The following is a 22,787-nucleotide window of genomic DNA, read 5'->3' on the forward strand; positions in this document are numbered from 1 at the left end:
ATAACGTGATGGTACTTCCGTGCGGAATCACGCCACTTCGCGAAATTGAGTAATGCGGAATGAAATAAGGTCCAGGTTTGTCCGGCTCCGGGTTTGAGCTCTTTGGCGGCGATGATTTCGGAATAGGGTCTTCCGTTCAAATCTTCCTGCGTTACATATTCGTCTTCGCCTTTGTCATTTTTAATAAGGAAAAGCGTTTCGTCCTGATAGCCGCTTTTGTACAAATCTTTATTCGGATTGTTCGGATTGATAGCGTGTATGCCGCGGTCATCTTTAATTGTTTTAGCAGTTGCGGCATAATTAAACACATCACTCAGCCACAGGTACATGCCATTCTCCTCGTGGATTGGCGTATATTTTACACCGGATTTACCCGGTACGGTAGTCGCGCTTTTGATGCTTTGCTCGTATTTGATGGCACCGCAGAATTGTTCATTGCCCCCGCCGCGGTTGCGAACACCGCCCGGAACCAGATTGAAAATCAGCTTTTCTATATATTCGTCGCAGTCGAAGCTGTATTTTCCCGGAATTCCTTGTGAGATTGTTCCCGGAGAAGGCATGATGGTCGTGTGCACGCCGCTTCCGATGAATGGTTTTTTACTTTGATTGTCGGTTTGACTGTTGTAGCTCACCCATGTGCCTTCGAGTACTTTTAAGACGCCATAATCTACATTGTCGACTACTTTCTGCAAATCTTCTTCATGGAAAGGCCTGATCGGGTCTTCGATTAACAGTTTTGAATAGCCGTCCATCAGGGTTTCTAATATGCCTTTGTTTGGTTGCGGTGCTCTCAGCAATGCATTTGCATCTGCGGTTTTTTGAGAGATGTTACCCTCGTTTTGTTTGTCGGTCCAGTTTTAACATGGTTTGGTTTTTTTGAATTAATAATCAGGTGTTTGAGACTTGGCTTTATATTGAATAACAATTGTTTATATGCAATTCTGAAACTTTATCAATACAATAGTAAAGCAAAATTTTTGGATAGAAACGCGTATTTATACCTGTTTTTTCTTACATGGTAAAATGAATTGAGGGCAATTTTCGGTTGTCTGTAAATAAAAAAAGCAACATTTTCATGCTGCTTTTCTTTTCTGTATGTAATAAAAACAATGTCGAAACCAATCACTCCTGAAACTCATTTTCCACACTTTCCCTCAAATCATACAACAGCCACTGCTTTTTCATGACGGCATCATTTTCGGTATGCAATAAATTGATGAAGTCTTTTACGCCAACAGGTTCATTGCCGTTGCCGTGAATCAGCACGATGCTTCCCGATTGCGCTTGCTGCCCTTTTGCCAGCCAGGCGTCGCTTCCGATTGGAATTAATCCGAAGGCGGCAACCTGATCGATGAGTTTTGGGCTGGAAACCAATCCGGGGAAACGAAAAAATGCTGAAAATACCAATCCGCGTTGAAGCAATGCAATTTCAGTTCCGATGATTTCAAAGCTCACATCTGTATTTGGCGCCAGCAGGAAATTATCGGTTACCGGTTTTTTAGGATTGAAATGGTGGTTGTAAGTATGATTGATCCAGGTGATATTAATATCTCCGGATTTCACCAAACCTTCAAGCCACAACAAATCATCCTGATGGGTGAGCATGAACCTGCCCGTGATGGATAATCCCACAGGAACCGGCTTTTCGGTTTTCTTGAATTCATTAATCAATGAAGAAAAGATAACACGGTCTAAAGGTTTGTGCGAGGGGCAAAGGTCGATGGTCAGCGTTATGCTGTGTTCTTTCGGATAGCCGTGCACGATTCCGGAATCTTCTGTAGAAAGCGATTGTTTTTTGGCAGTTTCCAGCGATTGTATGTAAGGCGTTTTTTTGAATTTCTCTGTAATTTGAGGCCAATCTGAAGGTTCAAAAGTGATGCCTTCAGACGGAATTACACTTGTCTCCAGATTATCGGGATTTACGATTACGAAAAACGGATTGCCTTTTTTGATGAATTTCCGAAGGACGATGTTACTGTGGTTGTTGTAATCAACCACTCCAAGGGCGACTTTATAATTGCCGATTTCATTTTGCGCAATGATATTGAAGCCCATCAGTAGAAAAGTTATGTAAAAAGCAATCCTGCAAATATGTTGTTTATTGATAGCCATCGGATGAAGGTTTATGCAAATTTCGTAGATACTGGAAAAAATAGGAGTTCGTGCTGTGTTCGAAATAAATATACTATTTTTCTTCAAATTGGCCTAAAAAAGAAAGCCTCTCCGAAGAAAGGCTATCTTTAAATGAATATCAAATTGTGTTTTGGAAAAATCTTTTCAAATTGCCGGATTATTCCTTAACAACCTTTATTGTCCTGATCTGACTGCCAGCAGTTATTTTTACCAAATAAGTACCTTTCGACAAATCAGACATATCGATTTGCGACCAGTTGGCACCAACCGGTTTGGCGGTCACCTCCTGCCCTAATAAATTATATACGGTAACTTTAGTAATCTCTTTACTGTAAGTCAGGTTTAAAATATCCTTCACAGGATTAGGAAATGAACCAAAATCTGTATCATCAGAAGAAGGCACAGAAAGTAAAGAAGCATCATAAGCGACAATCACAAATTCGCCTTTCGTACCCCCAAAATGAAATTCTGCGGGTTTTCAGGGGCTGCGGTTTCGATGGTAATATTCCCTGAATCGGGCACAACAGCCGTAACATAATGATTACATAGCCCGCGTAACAGTCAGATGCTTTTCGTGTAATTAACAATATCAAAATTCTACATCAATCCCCATAAATTTGTCCACAAAGGCACTAATTTTTTGAAACACACTTTGTTTTTTTGTCAAGTACTGAGGATTTAAAGGACTCATTTTAGGCAAAAGGGCGTTGAGTTCAGTACCGTTTTCACTTGCAAATTTACGTTTTAATGATTGGGCGATGTATCTCTTTGTTGCTTCCTCATTTAAATTCTCATCTGCAATTAGCTCTGAAGCTTCAATTTTCTGTCGTTTACCGGCATAGAGATAGAATGAGTCCAATATATTTGCCTTCTCTTTAATGGCATCAATGTCTGTTTCATTAATGAAATCAACAACCAAACTCTCTTTTGCTCTTTGACCTAAACTGGAACGAATAATTCTTCGAATTTCTTCAATTAGAGTAGCTTTATCTTTTGTCTTTTTGTTACGCTCAAATATTAGTTCAAGAATATAATCAAGATTTATTTCTTGTGATTTAAGCAAATCTATTTCAAAAACTACATCATCCCAATCAATTTTTGATTCTTCTGATTCTTTGCCGCTTTTTTCACGTCTTAACCAGTCACGAATATCATTATACGTTGATCGATAATCCTGAATTGCGCGTTCTGTTGGCACTTCTATTTTTTGCATTGCCGCTATATCCGTATCTGCCAAAAAATGAGCCTTTTTAAATGCTTCAATTGCTTCAGCATCATTTATGTCTATTGCCTGTAGTGCTCTAAGATTGGTGAATTCATCGTAATTCTGAAGGATGTTTTCCACCCGCAAATATTCGCCAAATAGTTTCGAGAATTCTTTTTTGTCTTTTTCCTTTATAATCTCATCAGGGTTTGGGAACTTTTCACTTAATTCTTTTACGACTTCGATATAACCTCTACGCGCTTCTCCTGTAGTATCTGTAAAACCCTCCAAATACTCTTTGTAGCTTTTTTCAAGTACTACATTTTTAGTGTTGTTATCTCCAAATAAGGTGATGGCATCAATAGTTGCTTGTTCCAAATCTCTGAAGGTAACAATATTACCAAAAGTCTTTGTAGCATCATAAATACGATTGGTACGCGAAAAAGCCTGCATCAACCCATGATAACGTAAATTCTTATCTACAAACAGCGTATTAAGTGTAGGTGCATCAAACCCGGTAAGGAACATACCCACTACAATAATAAGATCGACTTCTTTGTTTTTGACACGTTTGGCAAGATCGCGATAGTAGTTTTGGAACTCTTTGCTTTCAACTCCAAAACTGGTTTTAAACATAGCGTTATAGTCATTGATAGCTTTAGTTAAAAATTCTTTTGCACTGCTATCCATGGCTGATGGTTCAAAAGTTTCATCAACAATTTCTCCAATAGCATTTTGTTCTTCATTGGCAGCAAAAAGAGAAGATGGTTGCTATCTTAAGCGGCTTTTCACTTTCTTTTTGTAAGCGATTGAGTTCTTCATAATAACATTTGGCAGCGTCAACACTACTCACAGCAAACATCGCATTAAAACCTTTGTCACTGCCTTGATTTCTATGGGTTTTGATTCGGAAATTTTGTAAAATATATTGCGAAATCTCTTTGATGCGCGCGGGATGAAGTAATGCCTTTGCGTTTTCTGCCGCACTTAATTTTTTCTCATCTTGTTCTGTTTCTATGCCCTTAAATTGCGGACGCACATCGTTGTAATCTACTTTGAATTTAAGTACTTTTTCATCTCTGATTGCATCAGTAATTATATAGGTGTGTAACTGACTTCCAAATACACTTGCAGTAGTTTCGGCGCCTAATGCATTTCCTTTACGGATTAGCTTTCCATCCACAATATCATCCTCAAAAATAGGCGTTCCTGTAAAACCAAACTGATAGAATTTTTTAAACTTTTTATTTAAGTTTTTTTGGGCTTCACCAAATTGGGAACGATGCGCCTCATCAAAAATAAATACCACTTGTTTTTGATAAATCTGTAAATCATTCTCAGTTTTCATGAGGTTGTTCAACTTCTGTATTGTAGTAACAATAATCTTATTGTCGTCTTTTTCTATGTTTCGTTTTAAACCGGCGGTACTATCGGAACCATTAACGCTGTCAGGCGAAAAATTTTGGTATTCTTTCATGGTTTGAAAGTCGAGGTCTTTGCGATCCACTACAAAAAATACCTTATCAATGAAATGAAGTTGCGTGGCCAATCTTGCGGCTTTAAAACTGGTAAGCGTCTTTCCTGATCCGGTGGTGTGCCAAATATAGCCGCCGCTTTCTCTATTCGGACCATTTTTTAGCGTTAAAGGAACTCTCAATTTTCCATAAAATCCTTTCTGTAGCGGCAATTTGATAAGGGCGCATAATCAGCAATGTATCATTTGTATCAAAAACGGAATAAGTTAATAATACATGTAAAAGTGTATTTTTTTGAAAGAACGTAGCTGTAAAATCTTTTAAATCCTTAATCAAATAATTATCGGCCTTTGCCCAATTCATGGTAAAGTCGAAGCTGTTTTTGTTGCGCTCTACCGTATTGGCAAAATATCGGGTATCTGTACCGTTTGATATGACAAAAAGCTGAACGTATTTAAAAAGCGAATTGTTTGCATTTAAGCTTTCTTTCGTATAACGATGCACCTGGTTAAACGCTTCGCGAATAGCTACTCCGCGCTTTTTCAATTCTACCTGCACCAACGGCAAACCATTTACTAAAATGGTTACATCATAACGGTTGGCATGTGTTCCTTTTTGTTCAAACTGAGAAATTACCTGAACTTTATTACGAACAATGTTCTTTTTATCTACCAAATAAATGTTTTGGATATGCCCGTCATCAAATACAAAATCATAAATGTAGTTGTTCTGTATTTTCCTTGTTTTTTCTACCAGGTTATCGCTTGGTTTGTCCAAATATTCTTCAATAAAACGTGTCCATTCACTATCTTTAAACGCCATGTTATTTAGCGTTTGTAGCTGCACCCGGGCATTGGCTAACATACTATCCATCGATTTGACATCAGCAGGTTTTTCAAAACCCTGGTTGATTAAATCCCGGATAAATTCCTGCTCTAAGGCAGATTCTGTTTGATAACTTGCAGGCGTTTCGTTAAGCGATGATTGCTTTGTATACTTCTCAAGTACAATGAAATTGTTGGATTCGGCTATAGTATTATACATTTTCTTCTTCTATGATTTGGTTATCATTTGAATAAAAGCTGTAGGTTTCTTTAATTTGTTGTACAAGATATCCTAACACTCTTTATCATTTTCTTCAATAATCGAAATTTCATCACCTGTATGTTTAGAATGACTTGAAAGATTAATGATGCGATTATAGTAAGCTTCCTGTGATTCTTGAGGCAAAAGGTCTCTCCATTTATTATAGCCTAAAAACGTAGACGTTTTTTCCAGAACATTCCTCAAAAAATTAAAATGATACTTTTGAATACCTCCGGATGCTATCGCTTTCTCCAATTCTGACAACAAGAAGAGATGATAAGAAAAAGGAGAATCATTTAACTGATCTTGCATTAAAAATGTCCCGTCATCCAATTTTTCAAAGCGTTTCTTAATGGCGTGTCTTGGTCTGAAACCGTATCGGGCATCTGCATTATTGAATTCATTGAATAATACGTTATAAAATAATGGATTATGCGTGGTAATAATGAATTTTAAATCTGAGGTACTTGATTTTATCAATTCTGAGATATTTACAGCCAACTCAATCAGGTGAGCATCATCCAATGAACTCACCGGGTCGTCAATAAATACACATTGCAAATCATTAAATTGATCTGTTTCACGGTCAGCTTCCTCTACTACATTTAATACATTTATTGTTTGCTCCAATAGACTGTAAAAAACACTCCAGATAAAACAGCTCTCTTCTCCTTTTGAAATTTTCACAAATTCGGAAGGCACATCGTTACCGCGTTCAAATGAGAAACGAACTTCAGAAAAAGCTTCATCAAATTTTGGCGTTAATTTATCGCTTGTATAACGTTGGAAATGCGCTGCTATATTTGGTTCTTGTCCTTGTTCTGCAAGTACCCAATTCGTATAGTTATTGGGTTGGATCTTTAACTTCCTATCTGTATCGTTATTTAAATCATTATCCCAATAGAATAAATCTTCAGTGAATGCATTATAGTACATTATCTTGATTTTTGCCTCTTCTTCTTCCGTTTCCTGATTTTTGGGCGCAATCAAATCTTTGAACTCACGGGAAAGCCTTGTCTTGCCTGTGCCGTTAAATGCGTAAATCAATTGCACTTTTTTATTGGCGTCTTTTAACGATTGTGCTATTTCAGTTAATGATTGTGCCATATTATGCTTCTAAGTTGTCATTGGGAAACGTTAACAACATATCCCTGTAATACTCATATTGTTTTTGTCTTAACGCTATTTCTTTTGGCAAACCTTCGCTGATGGAAGTAGTAAGTGTGTCGAATTTGTCAAGAATAGAAACAACACGTTCTTGTTCTTCTGTTGAAGGAACCGGTATTATCGCTTTGCCCAAACCTCTTGCGTTGATCGCAGAAATTTTACCAGACGATATGTGCTTCTTAATTTGATCATGGAATTGTTTAGTGCGTGTAAAATAAGCTACAAACTTAGAATTTAATACGGTTTTATAAGAAAAGCAAGCATCATGAATAACTACTCCTTTATCACCTAACCATGCCGTGCCTTTACCAATATCTTCTATAGTTTCGCCGGCTGCAACGATAACAACATCACCTTTTTGGGCTACACGCAGATTTTTACTTTTAACAAGCTCTTCATTCACAAAAGATTTTGTTTCATCTGCCCAAGGGCCATAATGAGTGTACATTTCACCATAATGAATTGTAGGAACACCCTGATTGATTAAATCTGTTTTTACAAAACGCTTACCTCTTTGAAATTTTCCAATTCTTTCATCCCCCATAGGTATATGTAGTACTTCATTTTCATCAAAACAAAACAATTGCTCTTTATAATAATCATATTGTTCTTTTCGTGCTGTAAGCTCTGCTGTAAGCTCTGCTGTAAGCTCTGTAAATGAATCGAGAATAGCAACAATTTTTTGCTGAATTTCTAGTGATTTTTTTGGGTTATTCGGACATGGTATAGGAATTTGGATTTATTTCCAATTTGGTTGTGTTAAACCAAATCGAGTTATTCCTTGTGCTTTTTGACGAATCTGTCTTCGAACATTTTTTGAACTGAATAAATAGTTTAAGAAAGGAGGAGATAAAATATTTTTATTATTAATTCTTAATCTCATTATGTGATAACTATAAACAACATTATCAAAATCTTCGGTCGCCATTGCAGAAAAGCCAATTTCATCGATGAGCTCTGATGAGGGGGTAATAAAAATATCACCTTTTTTTACATTACAATCAATAATTTTTCTTTCGGTTGCCGTTACAATCATAGTTGGCGTTTGATTAGATATGTACTGATTTTTAAAAACATCGACAAAGTTTAATAGCCTCACTTCTGTTTCATTTATGTTGATTTTCTTGTCTACACCAATATTTGCAATTTCTACCTCATCTCCTAAAGGTTTCCATTCTACAGAATGGCCATCCAACAATTTCTCTAAATAACTCATGCTTCAATTTCTTTTATAATGGCGTCAATATCAGCACGAAGTGTATTTATTTTTTCTACAGTTTTGGCAACTTGCTTGTTCAATTCAGTTATATTGATCTTTTCCCGATTGTCTTTTGCTTCTACATAAGAACTCACCGACAGGTTATAATCATTATCGGCAATTTTAGTATTGTCGACAACAGTTGCCACATGCGGAATTTCTTCCTTGCTATCAAAAATCCCCATGATTTTTTCAATATGCGTTTCCGTAAGCATATTGTTGTTGGTTACTTTCTTAAAGAAGCCTTCGCCGGTAGCGTCTATAAATTGGGTTTTGTTATCCCTTTTATTTTTGGCAAGCACCACGATATTTACCGCTATCGAAGTGCCATAAAAAAGATTGGGCGCTAACGAAATTATCGTCTCTACAAAGTTGTTGTCTATTAAATATTTTCTGATTTTCTGCTCTGCACCACTACGGTAAAAAATTCCGGGAAAACAAACAATGGCCGCCCTGCCTCTGCCTGATAAATAATGCAACGCATGCAATACGAAAGCAAAATCTGCTTTTGATTTCGGTGCCAAAACACCGGCAGGCGCAAAACGATCATCATTTATCAGGGTTGGATCATCGGCACCAATCCAGTTTACAGAATAGGGTGGATTGGATACGATGGCATCAAAAGGTTTGTCATCGCCAAAATGAGGGTCGATAAGAGTGTTGCCCAATGCAATATTGAACTTATCGTAATTGATGTTGTGCAAAAACATGTTCATACGTGCCAGGTTGTAGGTGGTATGGTTGATTTCCTGACCGAAGAAACCCTCTTCGATAATATGGCTGTCAAAGTGTTTTTTGGCTTGTAATAACAATGACCCGAACCCGCTGCCGGGTCGTAAATTTTATTTACGGTCTTTTGCCCGTGCATCGCCAACTGCGCAATTAATTTAGATACCGTTTGCGGAGTAAAGAATTCGCCTCCGGATTTACCCGCATTAGCGGCATAATTGGATATCAGAATTTCATAAGCATCCCCAAAAAGGTCTATATGATTGTCTTCAAAATTTCCAAAATTTAGTTCTTCCACGCCTTTTAAAACTGCAGCTAAACGGCTGTTTTTGTTTTCTACGGTATTACCCAATCGTGTACTGGTGGTGTCAAAATCGGCAAATAAACCTTTTATATCCTGTTCAGACGGATAACCATTAGCGGAACTTTCGATAGCATCAAAAATGGCTTTTAAGTCTGTATTCAGATTGGAATTGGTATTGGCTGTTTTAGCGACGTTTACAAAAAGCTGTTCCGGATAAATAAAATAACCCTTGGTTTTAATGGCATCGTCTTTTATTTCAGGTGTTATAACGCTATTTGGCAAATTGGCGTAGTCAATGCTCTCATCGCCAGCTTCTATATAATTCGTAAAGTTCTCACTGATATAGCGATAGAACAGTGTTCCCAATACGAATTGTTTAAAATCCCAGCCATCCACAGCGCCACGAACCTCATTGGCGATTTTCCATATTTTATTTAGTAATTCTTGTTTTTGAATTATGCTTGTCATTTTATTTTTATATAGCCATTTCTAATAGCTGTTATTCAATTCTTCCTATTGCATTTATTTAACGATTGGGAGACATTTAAACACACCTCCAAGGTTTTGCTAAATTGCGTTGATTTTAAGCCGTTCTAAAAGTAACCTTTTTGGCGACCGGAACGAAGTTATGGAAAAAGGATGAACAATTTTGATGATTGTGCCGTGATTTCGCCAAGCACATATTAACTATAGTTCTTTTTAAAATAAAGTTGTGCGAACAAATCCCAGTTTAACTTTGAAAGAAAAGCTGAATATTTATAATTCTCTCCAAATTTTGAAAAAGGAAGTTTATGATTCTCAATCATCAGGATTAAAATAATGATAAAAGAAATTGTATCATAAATCACAATATTATTGATGTTTTGTTTGGTTCGTTCATTAACATATCCTCCTAAATTCATTAAAAGAATTTCTTTATCGATAAATTTAGATTCAATAGGTTTGACATAACTGGAAAAAAAGATATTCAAAAAATTAGAATGTGCGTATCTGGAAGATTCCTCATAAAAATTTTGGCGCAGATTTAAATAATGGTCCCATAAATCGCCTGGAATATTATTTGACGGAATATTCTTTAAACTATCGATTACTTTGGCTGTGGTTTTTTTAGCTGTTCCAAATTTTATTGTTTGAAATTCATTTTCAGGTTGAATTGCTCCCGTTTGCTTTTTAAAGAAAGAGTAAAATTCTTCGTCACCCAAAACACAGATACATAACTCTGTAAGCTCAATGGTATTTCTAAAAACAGCTTTTGCCTGATAATCCATTCCATTCAAATGAAGATCGGCCATGCTTTTAAAATTATTACTGATTACAAGATATATTTTCCAAAAGTCATTTAAAGCTTTGTATGAATATGATTTCTTGTTGTAATCCATACTTGCTTTCTCACTTCTATCAAAATATCGGTGAAGGGTTTCAACAAATTCGAAATTTTTAAATGTGAGAAATTCTAAGTATTCTTTTTCAAATTTTAAATGTCTTTTCAAATAACTATTAACGAATTTAAAATCTACCGTTCTTTTTTTCTGATCGCTATAGTCTTTCTGAAAATGTTCATAAGAATATCCAAATGATTCATTTCCTTTCACTGAATTTAAGATTTGAGATATTTTTTCGTGTAGTTTTGACATAGAAACGCGTTTTATAACAGGGGCTTTGGAAAATTTAAGGAATTTTAACGATAAATTCTTTGGTAAACACTTCATATCCCTTTAGCATTTAAAGCCTTGAAAGGATTTAGCATCGCAATTTTCACGAAAGAATGTATAAACAAAAAAATCCCGACCATTCCTGATCGGGATTACAGCTCCCCCTCTTGGGCTCGAACCAAGGACCCTCTGATTAACAGGCAGTCTCAGTTTGCTTAGAGATGTTAACTTATGTTTTCCACATACCTAGATTAATAGATAAGTATGAACTTTTGTTTTCTTTTTTTTGCGATTGTTTTCAGTTTTTAAGAAAAATGTTTTACCTATGTTTTACCTGAATTGGTGTCACTTTAAACAACCACTTTTGTAGCTTTCTTTTAATGTTATATCTAATTGCTTTTGAAGTGTTTTATTTTGGATTGCAAACAGGATGTGAATTGCACAAACTAAACAAAAGACGTAAGCAAGACCTTTTACAAATGTGTATCTATTAAATTTCACAAATACAATGATTAGAATGATTACTAGCACCGCAATAGTTAAATAAGCAAGATTGTTATATAGGTCAAACTTATCATTTACCTGTGGAAGTTCAGATATGCCTGCTAAAACACTATAATCTTTAAGAATTTCTTTATCATCGTTGCTTAAAGTTGATGTACCACAAATTTCAGTTAAGTGTTGAACATAAGATAACCGTCTATGTTGAATCACTTGATAAAATGGCATTGACCTAACTAGTGCATTTCGGTAAATGATACCATAATCAACATCTTCTTGGAGCGAAACATTAATATGCTCTTTAATTTCATAACTAACACTCAAATCTAGCTTCTTTTTTTCTATCGTTGAGAATGGTAAATTTAAATACAACAACGTAGCAATAAATGCAATTGCTATTGGGATAAGATACTTCACTAAAGACCGATAGCCTCCTCTTTCCTTTATTTCAGATATTGATTTTTGTTGGCTAGATACGTTAGTTTCATCTGATATATTCTTTTGCTTAGTGTGAGTAAAAGAGTAAATCCAACGATGTTGGATATTGGTTTTTTTGAATATTGTCGGATTGTTGCTGCTCTCTTCTTAATGAAAACTTTGGTATGTTCATCATCTAAGTAAATCAATCCATAAATACCGAAACACATTAATAGTGCTGAAACTATTAATACTACTTTGACAGGAAGGTTAAAAACGAAAAAATCTACATAGAACTCTGATAAAGGAGGAGTTGCGGACATTTGCTTATAATACCGAATCATATCGTAAGAATAAGGCTCTTTTAAAAGCATTGAAAGTGTAATCACAGTTAAAGCAAGCATTATAACTGTGACATATATTTTCTTGGGGTTTAGTTTTGTCATATCGTAATGGGAATAGGTTTAAAATAAGTTAGTTATCTTTTAGGATAACTGATTTAAGCAAAAATAGAACAAATTTTGACTTATCATAAATGATAACACAGAATTTGGAAAACGCTTTGCAAATAAGAGTTGGGAAACGTATTCAGGAAATCCGGATAGAGAAACAAATATCTCAACAGGATTTGGCTGCCAAATGTAATTTTGAAAAAAGTAACATGTCAAGGCTCGAAGCAGGTAGAGCCAATGCTACCCTTTCAACGATTGAAACAGTAGCAAAAGCCTTAAATGTGCCAGCAATAGAATTCTTCAAATTTAAAGACTAATTAAAGAAAACGCTATTAATAATATTCTGAAGAAAAGTCAATTTTAAAATTTACGTTTATAAAGGCATTCCTGAACTACCTCACGCTTTTAAATTAAACCTTCGTTAGCAAAACTGTAATAACCATTCTTGGTAATAATTAAGTGGTCTATCAAAGAAACATCGAGAAATTCTGAGCATTGCTTGATTTTTTTCGTCAAGTTAATATCTGCCGTACTTGGTTTTAGATTACCTGATGGATGGTTGTGTGATATAATAATTCCTGTCGCGTTGCATTTTAAAGCAACCGCAAAAAGCAACCTTACGTCAACTACAGTTCCTGTGATACCGCCTTTTGATAAGCAATAAATTCCTAACGCTTCATTAGCTCTATTAAGAAGTATTACTTTGAATTCTTCATGTAATTCTAATGTGCCTGCTTTCCAAAAATCTGACAGTAATTCAAAAGCCTTATCGCCTGATTCTATCTTCTCCTTAACTGTATCGTTGGTTGAATAGCTTACTTCAATTTCAGCAAGTATATTCTTTTTTATCATAATATTATTTGATTTTAATTTAAAATAATATCCCTTACTGCATTTCTACTTCTAAGAGTACATGCAAATAAGGGATATTGAGACAGAGTTAGTGAGCTAAAGAACCGTTGGTTGAGAATGAATTTCCTGTCGGAGTAGTTGTCATAAACTCTTCAATAGTTGTTCCGCTTTTCTCTACTGTAGATGTGTTGACTATTTCTTCCTCAGAGTATTCAAATCTGTAGGTAAGTGTAATTACTTCGCCTGTATCTTTGATTGTATAATCATAAGGCTCACAGCTTACTTTCATGACTTTTCCTGGCAATTCAGTTCCGATTAAGGCTTGACAAGTCATTTCATCAAAAGTTGATGATATGGTTGCTTTCCTTGCCGTAACATAGAATTTGCCTGATTGTTGAGACTTAACCATTTCGATACCACCCTGAAGCTCCAAGATAAAGAACTCTTTACCTTCTTCTGTCTGTCTTTTTTGATAATTAATAATACGTACCATTTTACTTTTTTTTGAGTTAAACAATGAATTTTGCAACCTAACCTTTTCTGTTTCGCCAACCCATAGTTTTCAACGTTAGTATAAACTCAACCAAAAATTATTGTTGCTTGAAATGGGTGGGGGTAGTTGAGATTGGGTTTGAGAGGGGGGTGCTTTTGGGCAGGGTATCTTAAGCGTGCGAGATTGAAAAATAATTTTTTTTTCATAATTTTTTTTTAATTTTCTATTAAAACATTCAAAAACAGTAATTTATATTACTTTTTTGCGTTACCTTTAGGATGTGAATCGGCATTAAAATTTTGTTGTATACCAAAAGATTTTTTTTATAGATTTGCTAAATCAAAACCAAACTGTATGGAAAAACTTAAGATTTCTACTGTGCTTGCCAAAGATGTGAGCATAAAACCTGTCAAGTTACCTACTGCTACGGTTCAACAAGAGGTTACTAAGACCCGAGGACAACAAGACGAAATACTTAAATTCAAGATGGTTGATCACGAATCGTTGAAGAGAGTTATTAAGTTTTAATCGCTTGGAAGTTCACGAATTCACATTGCCAAATTTCTCTAGGGCACTATCTAATACTTATACATCCGAAGATATTGTCAGAGAGAAGGGTCACTTCACGTACCTATCTGGCTATTTAGGCGTCGATGGCTTAGATGCTAAGACCATAGTTGTTGAAAGCGATTACGTAAGTAAGGATTATCTTCATGATTATGTATCATATTACTCTCTTTGCTTTGAAAACTACCCTAAAACTTGCAAAAGAATACATTTCTTCAATTTAAATTTTTCTCAAGAAAATTTTATCTCTGCTCTTATCACCAATGATGCACATCAGGAAATTTGGGATAGCTATTTGGGCTTTATTGTTGTAAGACCTATTCCCACTAAGGTGATAGGATATACGGTTCTAAAAACCTTTTCCGCCGGGAATGGTTTTGACAATAGATATTTTTGGGGAACAAGGGAGTATGTGGTCCATTTATACGGAAAAGTTCTAAATTTAACTTCTCTTGCGTTTCAAGAACAAGATAGCGTTGTTTCGGCTTGTGCAACTACTGCTATTTGGTCAATGCTGAATAAAGCAGCCTTAGACCATCACACAGTATTGAAATCGCCAAGTCAGATTACTAAAGATGCGGACAAGCTTGCTTTAGATGGCAGTAGGTTGTTTCCAAATAGTGGATTATCTGTGTTGCAAATTTGCCAAGCTATAAATAATTCAGGTTTAGTAACTGAAATAAGGCAAGGATATAACAGATATGATGCTTTTCACTATAATATACCTAACAATCGCCTTAAAAAGTTGTTGAGGGCTTATTCTCCAATCGGAATACCGATTATTTTAGCAATTCGCATACCTACCGCGCATGGTCAGCACGGGTATCACGCTATTGCAATATCTGGCTACAAGCAAAGCGCCCCAGAACACATTGCGCCAAAACCTGAAATAAGTTGGTTGTCTGAAAACATTACTAAGTTTTATGCCCATGATGATCAGTTTGGGCCTTTTGCTCGTATTACATTCGATGGTGAACACGAAATTTTTACACCTTGGAATAGAGTTACTCCAAGTCAAGTGCTAAATGTAGTAATTCCAGTATACCCTAAGATTAGGATATCTTATGAAGATATAGAGTCAATTACGTTAGGGTTGGATAAAATTTTGACGTTCCATTTCGATGGCCATATAGTTTCTGATTTAATTTGGGATATATCAATCGATTATTCTGAAAATTTCAAAAAAAATATTTTAGAAAGTCCTCTAACTGATGAGGAAAAAGTAACACATGTTTCAAATAGTCTCCCAAAATACTTATGGATTTCGAGTTGCTATATTGCAGATAGGAAAATTTTAGATTTTGTATTTGATGCAACGGATGTAAATCTAGGAATGATTTTTAAGGATGTAGTTTCTTATATTGACAAGGATGATCAAACAATTTTGAAAGAATATCTTACTTTAAATTCTGACGTTTTAGCCTCTTTTATCCATCACACACAGAAACAAGATTATTTTGACTTTTTCGTTAATAAACTTTGATGCTTTGGGTAATTTTTAAGGCATTCTAGCAAAAGGTTTAATTACATTTGCAAAATGTTTTACAGAAGAAAAGTCATATTAGCTTTACTACAAAGCTCCGGCAGCAAAATTAACAAGCTTAGAATTCAAAAGCTAATATTCCTTTTTGCTCAACGAAAGAAAAATCCTGACTACGAATTTATACCTTACAAATTCGGCTGTTACTCATATTCATTGAATGCAGATTTAATAACGATGATAAAAAAGGGGAATATAACCGAAGATGAAACCTCTTTTTTCACCAACAATAATACGAATTACGTTAAGTCTCTTGAAAAAGAAGACCAAAAAATATTAAATGAAGTTTTACAAGTTTATGGCAGTATGGATAACGACAAGTTAATTAAACACACCTACATTAACTTTCCTTACTATGCGATAAATAGTCTCATTGCGAAGGACATCCTAACTGAAGAGCAGCAACAAAAAGTAAATTTTCAAAAGGCAAAAACTGAAGAAATTGGTATTCATACAATAGGATATGAAGGAGTTTCTTTGGAAGCCTACATAAACAAACTAATAAAAAATAATATTAAACTACTGGTTGACGTTAGGAGAAACCCATTAAGTCAAAAATATGGCTTCAGTAAGACTGCTATAAGTAAATTTTGTGGCAGCGTCGGAATTGACTATGTCCATATCCCTGAAGTTGGTATCGATTCAAGTCAAAGACAAGAGCTTAACTCGCAAGCAGATTATGATTCATTATTTAAAACATATAGCCTTACAACGTTAATCGAGACTGAAAAATATCAAAAAGAAATTCTTAATCTTCTTTCAAAATACAAAAGAATAGCATTAACCTGCTTTGAAGCAGATATTTGCCAATGTCATAGAAAACCTTTAGTTGAATCAATTGCAAAAATTGCTACATTTGATATCAATGTAAAGCATATCTAAATGGCTCTAACAAAAGTCTTAATTGCCGTAAAGACTTATCCAAGCATTTCAGGGAAATATGATGAACTAGTCTGCACCGCTGGTTTCCTTGAAGATGGCACTTGGATTAGAATTTACCCTATTCCATTTCGAAAAAAATCCTATGACGAACAGTATAGAAAATATGATTGGGTTGAATTAGATTTAGTGAAAAACACGAAAGATTTCAGACCAGAAAGCCATCGCCCTTATTCATTTGAAAGTCAAATTACGATTTTAAGTAGACTAGGTACTGAAAATTGCTGGGCTGAACGAAAGAAAATCGCTTTAAATAAGATTTTACTCTAACCTTACAAATCTAATTCAAGAAGCTCATAACAAAGAAATTATCACTTCTTTAGCAGTATTCAAGCCTACGAAAATTATTGATTTCATTGCGGTAGAAGTTGATAGGGAATGGGACAAGAAGAAGATTGCTCAGTTAAAAGCAAACAGAGACCAAACAAATCTTTTTGAACACCCCGAAGACCCTTTCGAAGTGGTAAAAAGCTTCCGTACAAATTTTCCTTTGTTTTTGAAGATGAAGTAGGAAGACGAAGTACCATGATGATTGAAGATTGGGAAACTGGTCAACTATATTGGAACTGTTTAGCTCAACACGAAGGAAACGAGGCAAAAGCAATTGAAGCTGTCAAATACAAATATTTTGAAGACTTTGCAAAAACAAAAGACTTGCATTTCTTTTTAGGGACATCTGCACTCCACCATTATGTTTCAAAAAATCCTTTTATGATTGTAGGGACATTTCACCCCAAGTTTATATATCAATACCGCCTTTTCGAATAATTTTCTCAATTAAAATTAATAAAAAAAGGCATTAGTCGCGGTAAGCAACTAATGCCGAATTTTAAAAGCAACAAGCAAGTACGTTACTATTTCAATTATTAATGCAGCTATATCAGTTATGATAGATGTAGCTGCTTTTCTTAAAATATGGATATCTCTGGATCGGTTCTCTAAGCAGCTTTCGATTAACAACATCAATGTACTCTTGGTCAAAGTTCTTAAGGTATGTTGTGGTAATACCAACATTACTATGCCCCATTGATTGACTTATGTCATCAGTTGACGCTCCTAAATACCTCAAGTTAGTTGCGTAGCTATGCCTTGCGACATAACTTGTGACGATACTATCTATACCCTGAATTTCGGCAATCTTTTTCAAATCACTATTAAACGCTTTTAGTTTTTTGGCTTTTCTGTTTTCAATCTGAATTGGTGTTAAGTCATCCTGTAAGAGTATAGGGAAAACATATTTTGTTTTACTACCCTTTTGCTTGTATTCATCAAGTATCTTCCGCACAGGAAGTAATATTTCTATTTTAAAGTTGACCTTCGTTTTAGAGCGCGTGTATATGATATACTCTCCGTGCACGTTGTCCCAAGTCAACTTCATAATATCATAGAAGTTCATCCCTCTCGTGTAGAATGAAAATACGAAAAGCTTCTTAGATTCAGCTAAATGTGGGTATTTTAATTCATCAAGTTCTTCAATCTTCGTTACGTCATCTCTCGTTAGTGCCCGTTTTACGCCTTTTCCTTTAAGCTTTGAAACCTTGTATGCTTTAAACGGATAGTACTTTTCATCTATTACTCCTTTTTTTATCGCATCATTAAATAATGCTCTAATAGCTCTCATTCGGACACCGATACCACCATCTCTGCTACCGGTTGCTCTTAAGTAAGTCTCATATTTGTCAAGAGTTTCGATAGTAACATCACGAAATTTAAGAAGGTTGTTGTTAGCAAATTTAAAGAATGAGTTCATCGTATCTCTATAAGCCCTTGCGTTGCCAGTTCTACCTGCCAAGTTAAGGTCATCAACTTTCTCTGACCAGAATTGCTTCAATGTTATGTCCCTATCTTTTTGACCTCTGAACTTGCTTTCAAATTGATTTAACGTAAAATCAATTTCATCTAAAGTAAAGTCATTAATAATCCTTCGTGCTTTTGCATCTTGGGCAGATAGAACTGTGTTTCCTTGTACATGATTGGAGTAGCTTCTTTTGAATTGAGAATTCCTTTCGTCCCAATCCTTTTTCTGACAATCAAGATTCAGATTTATCAATTTTATTTTTCGATTCTTAATTATCCTCAATACCACAGGATATAACCCTTCTTTGTTTGGTTTGTCTCTAAGTAATATTTTTATACTTGCCATAATCTAGTTATTTATTGTTACGAATTCCATAATCGCTATAGGTGGATTTTGTAACTATTAGTTTTCTATTAAAAAATTAAACTTGGTTAATAAAGCAGTCCTTAGCAGCTCTTTAGTTTTTAAGAGGTCATACTTATGCAGCAATGACTTAAATTCACTTTGACGCCTTCTCTTTGTCTGTCTACTAAAGCTTTTAGATAATTGCTCCCAATACCTATGGTTTAAAAACTCACTTAGTTTCAATCTGTCTTTTTCAGGCATTTCAATTGCAGTAAAATCATCTACAATAACCATTTCATCAAATCTGTCTAGTAAATATTTAAATAAGGACTTTAACCTTTCTTTTGATTGTAAGTCAAGGAGGCTATAAATCCCAAGCGCATTAAACTCTCGTTTCCTAATTAGCTTTATTTCGAATTGTAAAATATTTGTGTCTAAGTGATATTGTTTTGCTTTATCGTAGATTTTGATAAAGTAATTGGTGTAGTCAAATCTTATCAAGCATCCTTTTCCATTGAATTTTGCATTATGATTAAATACACTTGTTTTGTGCATAAGGATATTATTGCTTATCGTTTCCTGTGCAGGTCTCGGAAGTGTAACGTTCAAACCAAATTCCAACTGTGTCAATGTTGAAATGCTTAAATCAGGAAGCTTGCTATTTAGATAGTCAATAGTACTGTTCAAAGAAATATATGAGAAATCATTATGGTTGTGTGGTTCATCGCCATTTAAACTGTTATACAACTTGTGCAATGAGTTCTTAATATCAACCGTCTTGTCTCTAATAATAATATCCAAGATGTCCAGATTAGTTTTATAGGGATAAGATATTTCTCCTGAATGTAGTTCCAAGACGGTGTACATTTTGTCAAAATTTTCTTGTCTCAGTAAGTATGGCTCTATGTTGCTCTTGTCTTTATAGACAGCTCTAATGAAGTCAATCATGGCTTCACAGTATTAAATCTACTTAGATATTTTTCGACATCGTTTCCGATTTCAGATGCAGAGGCAACTCTAAAGCCTGACATCCACATATCAAGTTCACTACGCCTGAAATAGTTGTTTTTGCCTCCCGGACAGTAATAAGGGATTGTCTTTTTACTTGTCATTTTATACAGACTGGATTTTGTCTGTCCTAAATACTCCGCAGCTTCAGTAAGAGTCAAAAACTCTTTACTTAATAATCGTTGCTCTGTCATCAAAGCTTCGATTTTTTCCAATTTTTGTTGGATAAATTCCATAATTTTAAGGTTATGGACAAAGGCCTTTATCCCGTTATTTGAGGCAAAGTAAAGGCAGAAAAAAACCTCCATCTAAAAAGTGTAATGGAGGTGTAAGAGCATGTGTAATATAAAGTGTAAGACTAAATTCCCTTCGGAAATATGGCTTTGATTGATTTAGTTAATAAATCATATTTTTCAGTTCCACTTGACCTTAGATAGCTATTTACTTTGTTAATATCATTTTCATTTAAGACTTTAGAATTTTGCTTGGTGTAGAAAGTTTTACTACTGGCAATTCGGGAAACGGTAAGGTCTTTAAAAAAAGGTCTGATTGTATTTAGGTAAGTTATTGCAGTTCTATTGTCCGTACTAAATGTAAATTTTATATCATTTAGAGGAAGTAAGGAAGCACAAAATATATTTATAAAATCTTCTTCTGTGACCAAATCGTAATCTATAATTTCAAGATTTACAGTCATAGCATATAACTTTCTTAAATGCTTAGGGAAAACTTCCTCCTTTAAATCAAAGTAAGTCTTTGATGACTTAAATATTATCGGCTTTTTATCATGCCTTTTTACACCTAACTTACTTAGTAGATTACTTTCTAGGAAGTTTACGGATTCAACAACGGTACTATTATATTTACTTATAAGTGGTAAATTTTCTTTTAACTTATTTAGTTTCGTAAGCAAACTTTCAATAAACACATCAGATTTGCTGTTTAGATGGGCTAATTCATATTCCCTTTCTTCAATAAGTCTAAGTGTTAGATTTAAATTGACATCTAACAGGGATTTTAGGTTATCTACAAAGTATATTCTAGTCAGCTTAATTTCTTCTTCTCCTGAATACAAATCTTTGAAGTATTCGATATAGCCTTCCTCTATGTTGAATGTCTGAGATGGATTGATAGGAGAGTTAAAGAACATATTTTCATACTTCTCAATGGTTACTTTCTTTACAAATGTCTCAAAGAAGAGAAGAGGTTTAACTGAAGTTGAGTTTTGATAAAGCATAATAGTTCAAATATTGAATTTGTTTGACCTATGTTTAACCCGCCAAATAAAAAAAGGGTTTACATCTCTGTAAACCCTTTCGTTGTTTGCTCCCCTCTTGGGCTCGAACCAAGGGCACCTCTGATTAACAGTCAGATGCTCTAACCAACTGAGCTAAGGAGGAAGGCGTATTGCCTTTTAAAGCGGTGCAAATATAAGGCGAATTTTTATTCCCGCAAATATTTTAGAATAAAATTTGATTTTTTTTATTTTCCGAAAATCGCTTTGAAGATGTCGTTACCATTGGCAAACAGTACAAGTGCGATAAGTATTACAAAGCCAACGATTTGCGCTTTTTCCATAAATTTATCACTCGGTTTCTTGCCGCTGATCATTTCGTATAGCAAAAACATTACGTGGCCGCCATCAAGTGCAGGAATCGGCAAAAGGTTCACAACGCCAAGCATGATCGATAAAATCGCTGTAATGTTCCAAAACGCCTCCCAGCTCCAGCTGCTCGGGAAAACATTGAAAATGGCGTAAAAACCACCAACCCCTTTGTACGCGCCTGTTTTTGGCGTGAATATGACTTTTAGCTGTTTTCCGTAAGCCACCAATTCGTCAACGCCGCGATGAATGCCAATCGGGAAAGATTCAAAGAAACCGTATGTTTTGTGCGTCACTTTGTAAAGCCCCATCTTTTCAATGTCTTTCGCACCCAAACGACCCGCATAACCTATCCCCATTTTCGAACTGTCAGATACTTTTAATGATACCGCCATTTCTTTATCGTCACGCTTAACAATCGCAGGCACCGTTTTTCCTTTCAGCGTTTTTACAGCTTCCAATAACTGATCTGCATATTGAATGGGCTGTCCGTTAAAGTTTACAATCTGGTCATTCGCTTTGACAGCATCTTTATTCGGTGATTTTTCTTCAACGCCAGTCACGATAAATGGAACGCGGAGTTCAATAATCGATGTCTTTTTACCGGCTAAAGTCTGGTCAATAAAATCAACCGGAAGATCGATTTTCATCGGCTGCCCGTTGCGCTCCACATCAACAGTTTTTCCCATCTGGATTTGCTGGTTCAGGTCGTGGAATTGCTTCGCCTTCACACCATCAACGGCAACAATCTTATCGCCTGTACGAAGTCCGCTTTTTTCCACCACAGGATTCGCTACCCAAATACCATCCTTTACATCTGAATTATTGATATACAAATCGCCATAAGCAAACGCAATTCCGATATAGATTACAAAGGCAAGGATAAAATTCACAGTCACACCACCCAGCATAATGATCAAACGCTGCCAGGTTTTTTAGAACGAAATTCCCACGGTTGCGGCGGCAATGCCATTTGTTCCTTATCCATACTCTCGTCGATCATCCCCGAAATCTTAACGTAGCCGCCAAGCGGAAGCCAGCCGATACCATATTCAGTTTCCCCGATTTTCTTTTTCAGCAGTGAATATTTTACATCGAAGAAAAGGTAGAATTTCTCTACGCGCGTCTTGAATAATTTGGCCGGATAAAATGCCCGAGTTCGTGCAATATGATGAGTAATGATAAGCTCAGTAAAAACTGTGAAAGCTTGATAACTATTTCCATTTGTTGATTTTCTGTTTTCTAAATGCCCGACAAAAGTAAG

Annotated in this window: 21 protein-coding genes, 1 tRNA gene and 3 pseudogenes; 7 read left to right on the forward strand and 18 right to left on the reverse strand. The window is 35.3% G+C overall.

The features are described 5' to 3' along the window. Positions 1–77: 77 nt before the first annotated feature. Positions 78–539, forward strand: a complete 462-nt coding sequence (locus ACSLFW_RS01895; RefSeq protein WP_436554405.1) for a hypothetical protein — start codon at positions 78–80, stop codon at positions 537–539. A gap of 583 nt (positions 540–1,122) precedes the next feature. Here the strand turns inward: ACSLFW_RS01895 and ACSLFW_RS01900 are convergent. From ACSLFW_RS01900 to ACSLFW_RS01945, 10 genes and pseudogenes are all read right to left on the reverse strand, one after another. After that, positions 1,123–2,112, reverse strand: a complete 990-nt coding sequence (locus ACSLFW_RS01900) for a polysaccharide deacetylase family protein (RefSeq protein ID WP_436554406.1) — start codon at positions 2,110–2,112, stop codon at positions 1,123–1,125. Positions 2,113–2,290: 178 nt separating this feature from the next. Continuing rightward, positions 2,291–2,569 carry a T9SS type A sorting domain-containing protein gene (locus ACSLFW_RS01905; protein WP_436554407.1) on the reverse strand — a complete coding sequence of 93 codons (279 nt, stop codon included), beginning with the start codon at positions 2,567–2,569 and terminating at the stop codon, positions 2,291–2,293. 153 nt (positions 2,570–2,722) lie between these two features. After that, positions 2,723–5,856, reverse strand: a pseudogene (locus ACSLFW_RS01910) (type I restriction endonuclease subunit R). A 72-nt stretch (positions 5,857–5,928) separates the two neighbouring features. Continuing rightward, entirely contained in the window at positions 5,929–7,005 is a 1,077-nt protein-coding gene (locus ACSLFW_RS01915) for an AAA family ATPase (RefSeq protein ID WP_436554408.1), read from the reverse strand. Between the two features lies 1 nt (position 7,006). Beyond that, positions 7,007–7,609, reverse strand: coding sequence for a restriction endonuclease subunit S (locus ACSLFW_RS01920; RefSeq protein WP_436554409.1), 603 nt, complete (start codon positions 7,607–7,609; stop codon positions 7,007–7,009). Positions 7,610–7,804: 195 nt separating this feature from the next. Continuing rightward, a complete protein-coding gene (locus ACSLFW_RS01925) occupies positions 7,805–8,281 on the reverse strand; it encodes a hypothetical protein (RefSeq protein WP_436554410.1) in 477 nt (158 codons plus the stop codon). After that, positions 8,278–9,824: pseudogene (locus ACSLFW_RS01930) on the reverse strand (type I restriction-modification system subunit M). Before ACSLFW_RS01930 ends, ACSLFW_RS01925 begins: the two are co-directional and overlap by 4 nt. Before the next feature lie 215 nt (positions 9,825–10,039). Then, the gene (locus ACSLFW_RS01935; RefSeq protein ID WP_436554411.1) at positions 10,040–10,990 is read right to left on the reverse strand and encodes a hypothetical protein; all 951 of its coding nucleotides are present in this window, start codon (positions 10,988–10,990) and stop codon (positions 10,040–10,042) included. 363 nt (positions 10,991–11,353) lie between these two features. Further along, entirely contained in the window at positions 11,354–11,926 is a 573-nt protein-coding gene (locus ACSLFW_RS01940; RefSeq protein WP_436554412.1) for a hypothetical protein, read from the reverse strand. A gap of 26 nt (positions 11,927–11,952) precedes the next feature. Then, positions 11,953–12,372, reverse strand: coding sequence for a hypothetical protein (locus tag ACSLFW_RS01945; RefSeq protein WP_436554413.1), 420 nt, complete (start codon positions 12,370–12,372; stop codon positions 11,953–11,955). A gap of 104 nt (positions 12,373–12,476) precedes the next feature. On the opposite strand from ACSLFW_RS01945, the gene ACSLFW_RS01950 reads away from it, so the two are divergent. Then, a complete protein-coding gene (locus ACSLFW_RS01950; protein ID WP_436554414.1) occupies positions 12,477–12,695 on the forward strand; it encodes a helix-turn-helix domain-containing protein in 219 nt (72 codons plus the stop codon). An 88-nt stretch (positions 12,696–12,783) separates the two neighbouring features. Here ACSLFW_RS01950 and ACSLFW_RS01955 read toward each other — a convergent pair whose 3' ends face one another. Both ACSLFW_RS01955 and ACSLFW_RS01960 read right to left on the reverse strand, forming a co-directional pair. Further along, positions 12,784–13,230 carry a JAB domain-containing protein gene (locus ACSLFW_RS01955; RefSeq protein WP_436554415.1) on the reverse strand — a complete coding sequence of 149 codons (447 nt, stop codon included), beginning with the start codon at positions 13,228–13,230 and terminating at the stop codon, positions 12,784–12,786. Between the two features lie 88 nt (positions 13,231–13,318). Beyond that, positions 13,319–13,723, reverse strand: coding sequence for a hypothetical protein (locus ACSLFW_RS01960; protein ID WP_436554416.1), 405 nt, complete (start codon positions 13,721–13,723; stop codon positions 13,319–13,321). Between the two features lie 354 nt (positions 13,724–14,077). Between ACSLFW_RS01960 and ACSLFW_RS01965 the strand changes: the two genes are divergently transcribed. The 5 genes from ACSLFW_RS01965 (at position 14,078) to ACSLFW_RS01985 (ending at position 17,537) form a co-directional block, all read left to right on the forward strand. After that, entirely contained in the window at positions 14,078–14,251 is a 174-nt protein-coding gene (locus tag ACSLFW_RS01965) for a hypothetical protein (RefSeq protein WP_436554417.1), read from the forward strand. Positions 14,252–14,255: 4 nt separating this feature from the next. Further along, a complete protein-coding gene (locus tag ACSLFW_RS01970; RefSeq protein ID WP_436554418.1) occupies positions 14,256–15,773 on the forward strand; it encodes a hypothetical protein in 1,518 nt (505 codons plus the stop codon). Positions 15,774–15,827: 54 nt separating this feature from the next. Further along, positions 15,828–16,712 carry a DUF488 domain-containing protein gene (locus ACSLFW_RS01975; RefSeq protein WP_436554419.1) on the forward strand — a complete coding sequence of 295 codons (885 nt, stop codon included), beginning with the start codon at positions 15,828–15,830 and terminating at the stop codon, positions 16,710–16,712. Next, complete coding sequence (locus ACSLFW_RS01980; RefSeq protein ID WP_436554420.1) at positions 16,713–17,039, forward strand: hypothetical protein; 327 nt, start codon at positions 16,713–16,715, stop codon at positions 17,037–17,039. A gap of 255 nt (positions 17,040–17,294) precedes the next feature. After that, positions 17,295–17,537 carry a hypothetical protein gene (locus ACSLFW_RS01985; protein WP_436554421.1) on the forward strand — a complete coding sequence of 81 codons (243 nt, stop codon included), beginning with the start codon at positions 17,295–17,297 and terminating at the stop codon, positions 17,535–17,537. Positions 17,538–17,649: 112 nt separating this feature from the next. Here ACSLFW_RS01985 and ACSLFW_RS01990 read toward each other — a convergent pair whose 3' ends face one another. The 6 genes and pseudogenes from ACSLFW_RS01990 to rseP form a co-directional block, all read right to left on the reverse strand. Beyond that, positions 17,650–18,912: a phage integrase SAM-like domain-containing protein gene (locus ACSLFW_RS01990; RefSeq protein WP_436554422.1), complete on the reverse strand. Its 1,263-nt coding sequence runs from the start codon at positions 18,910–18,912 to the stop codon at positions 17,650–17,652. A 57-nt stretch (positions 18,913–18,969) separates the two neighbouring features. Next, entirely contained in the window at positions 18,970–19,860 is an 891-nt protein-coding gene (locus tag ACSLFW_RS01995; protein ID WP_436554423.1) for a hypothetical protein, read from the reverse strand. Next, positions 19,857–20,135, reverse strand: coding sequence for a helix-turn-helix domain-containing protein (locus ACSLFW_RS02000; RefSeq protein WP_436554424.1), 279 nt, complete (start codon positions 20,133–20,135; stop codon positions 19,857–19,859). Before ACSLFW_RS02000 ends, ACSLFW_RS01995 begins: the two co-directional genes overlap by 4 nt. Positions 20,136–20,278: 143 nt before the next feature. Next, entirely contained in the window at positions 20,279–21,157 is an 879-nt protein-coding gene (locus tag ACSLFW_RS02005; protein WP_436554425.1) for a hypothetical protein, read from the reverse strand. A gap of 90 nt (positions 21,158–21,247) precedes the next feature. Further along, positions 21,248–21,315 (reverse strand) — tRNA-Asn (locus tag ACSLFW_RS02010). An 87-nt stretch (positions 21,316–21,402) separates the two neighbouring features. Beyond that, positions 21,403–22,747, reverse strand: a pseudogene (gene rseP, locus ACSLFW_RS02015) (RIP metalloprotease RseP). Positions 22,748–22,787 lie beyond the last annotated feature (40 nt).

The organism is Flavobacterium sp. 3HN19-14 (assembly GCF_051373205.1).
Lineage (GTDB): Bacteria > Bacteroidota > Bacteroidia > Flavobacteriales > Flavobacteriaceae > Flavobacterium.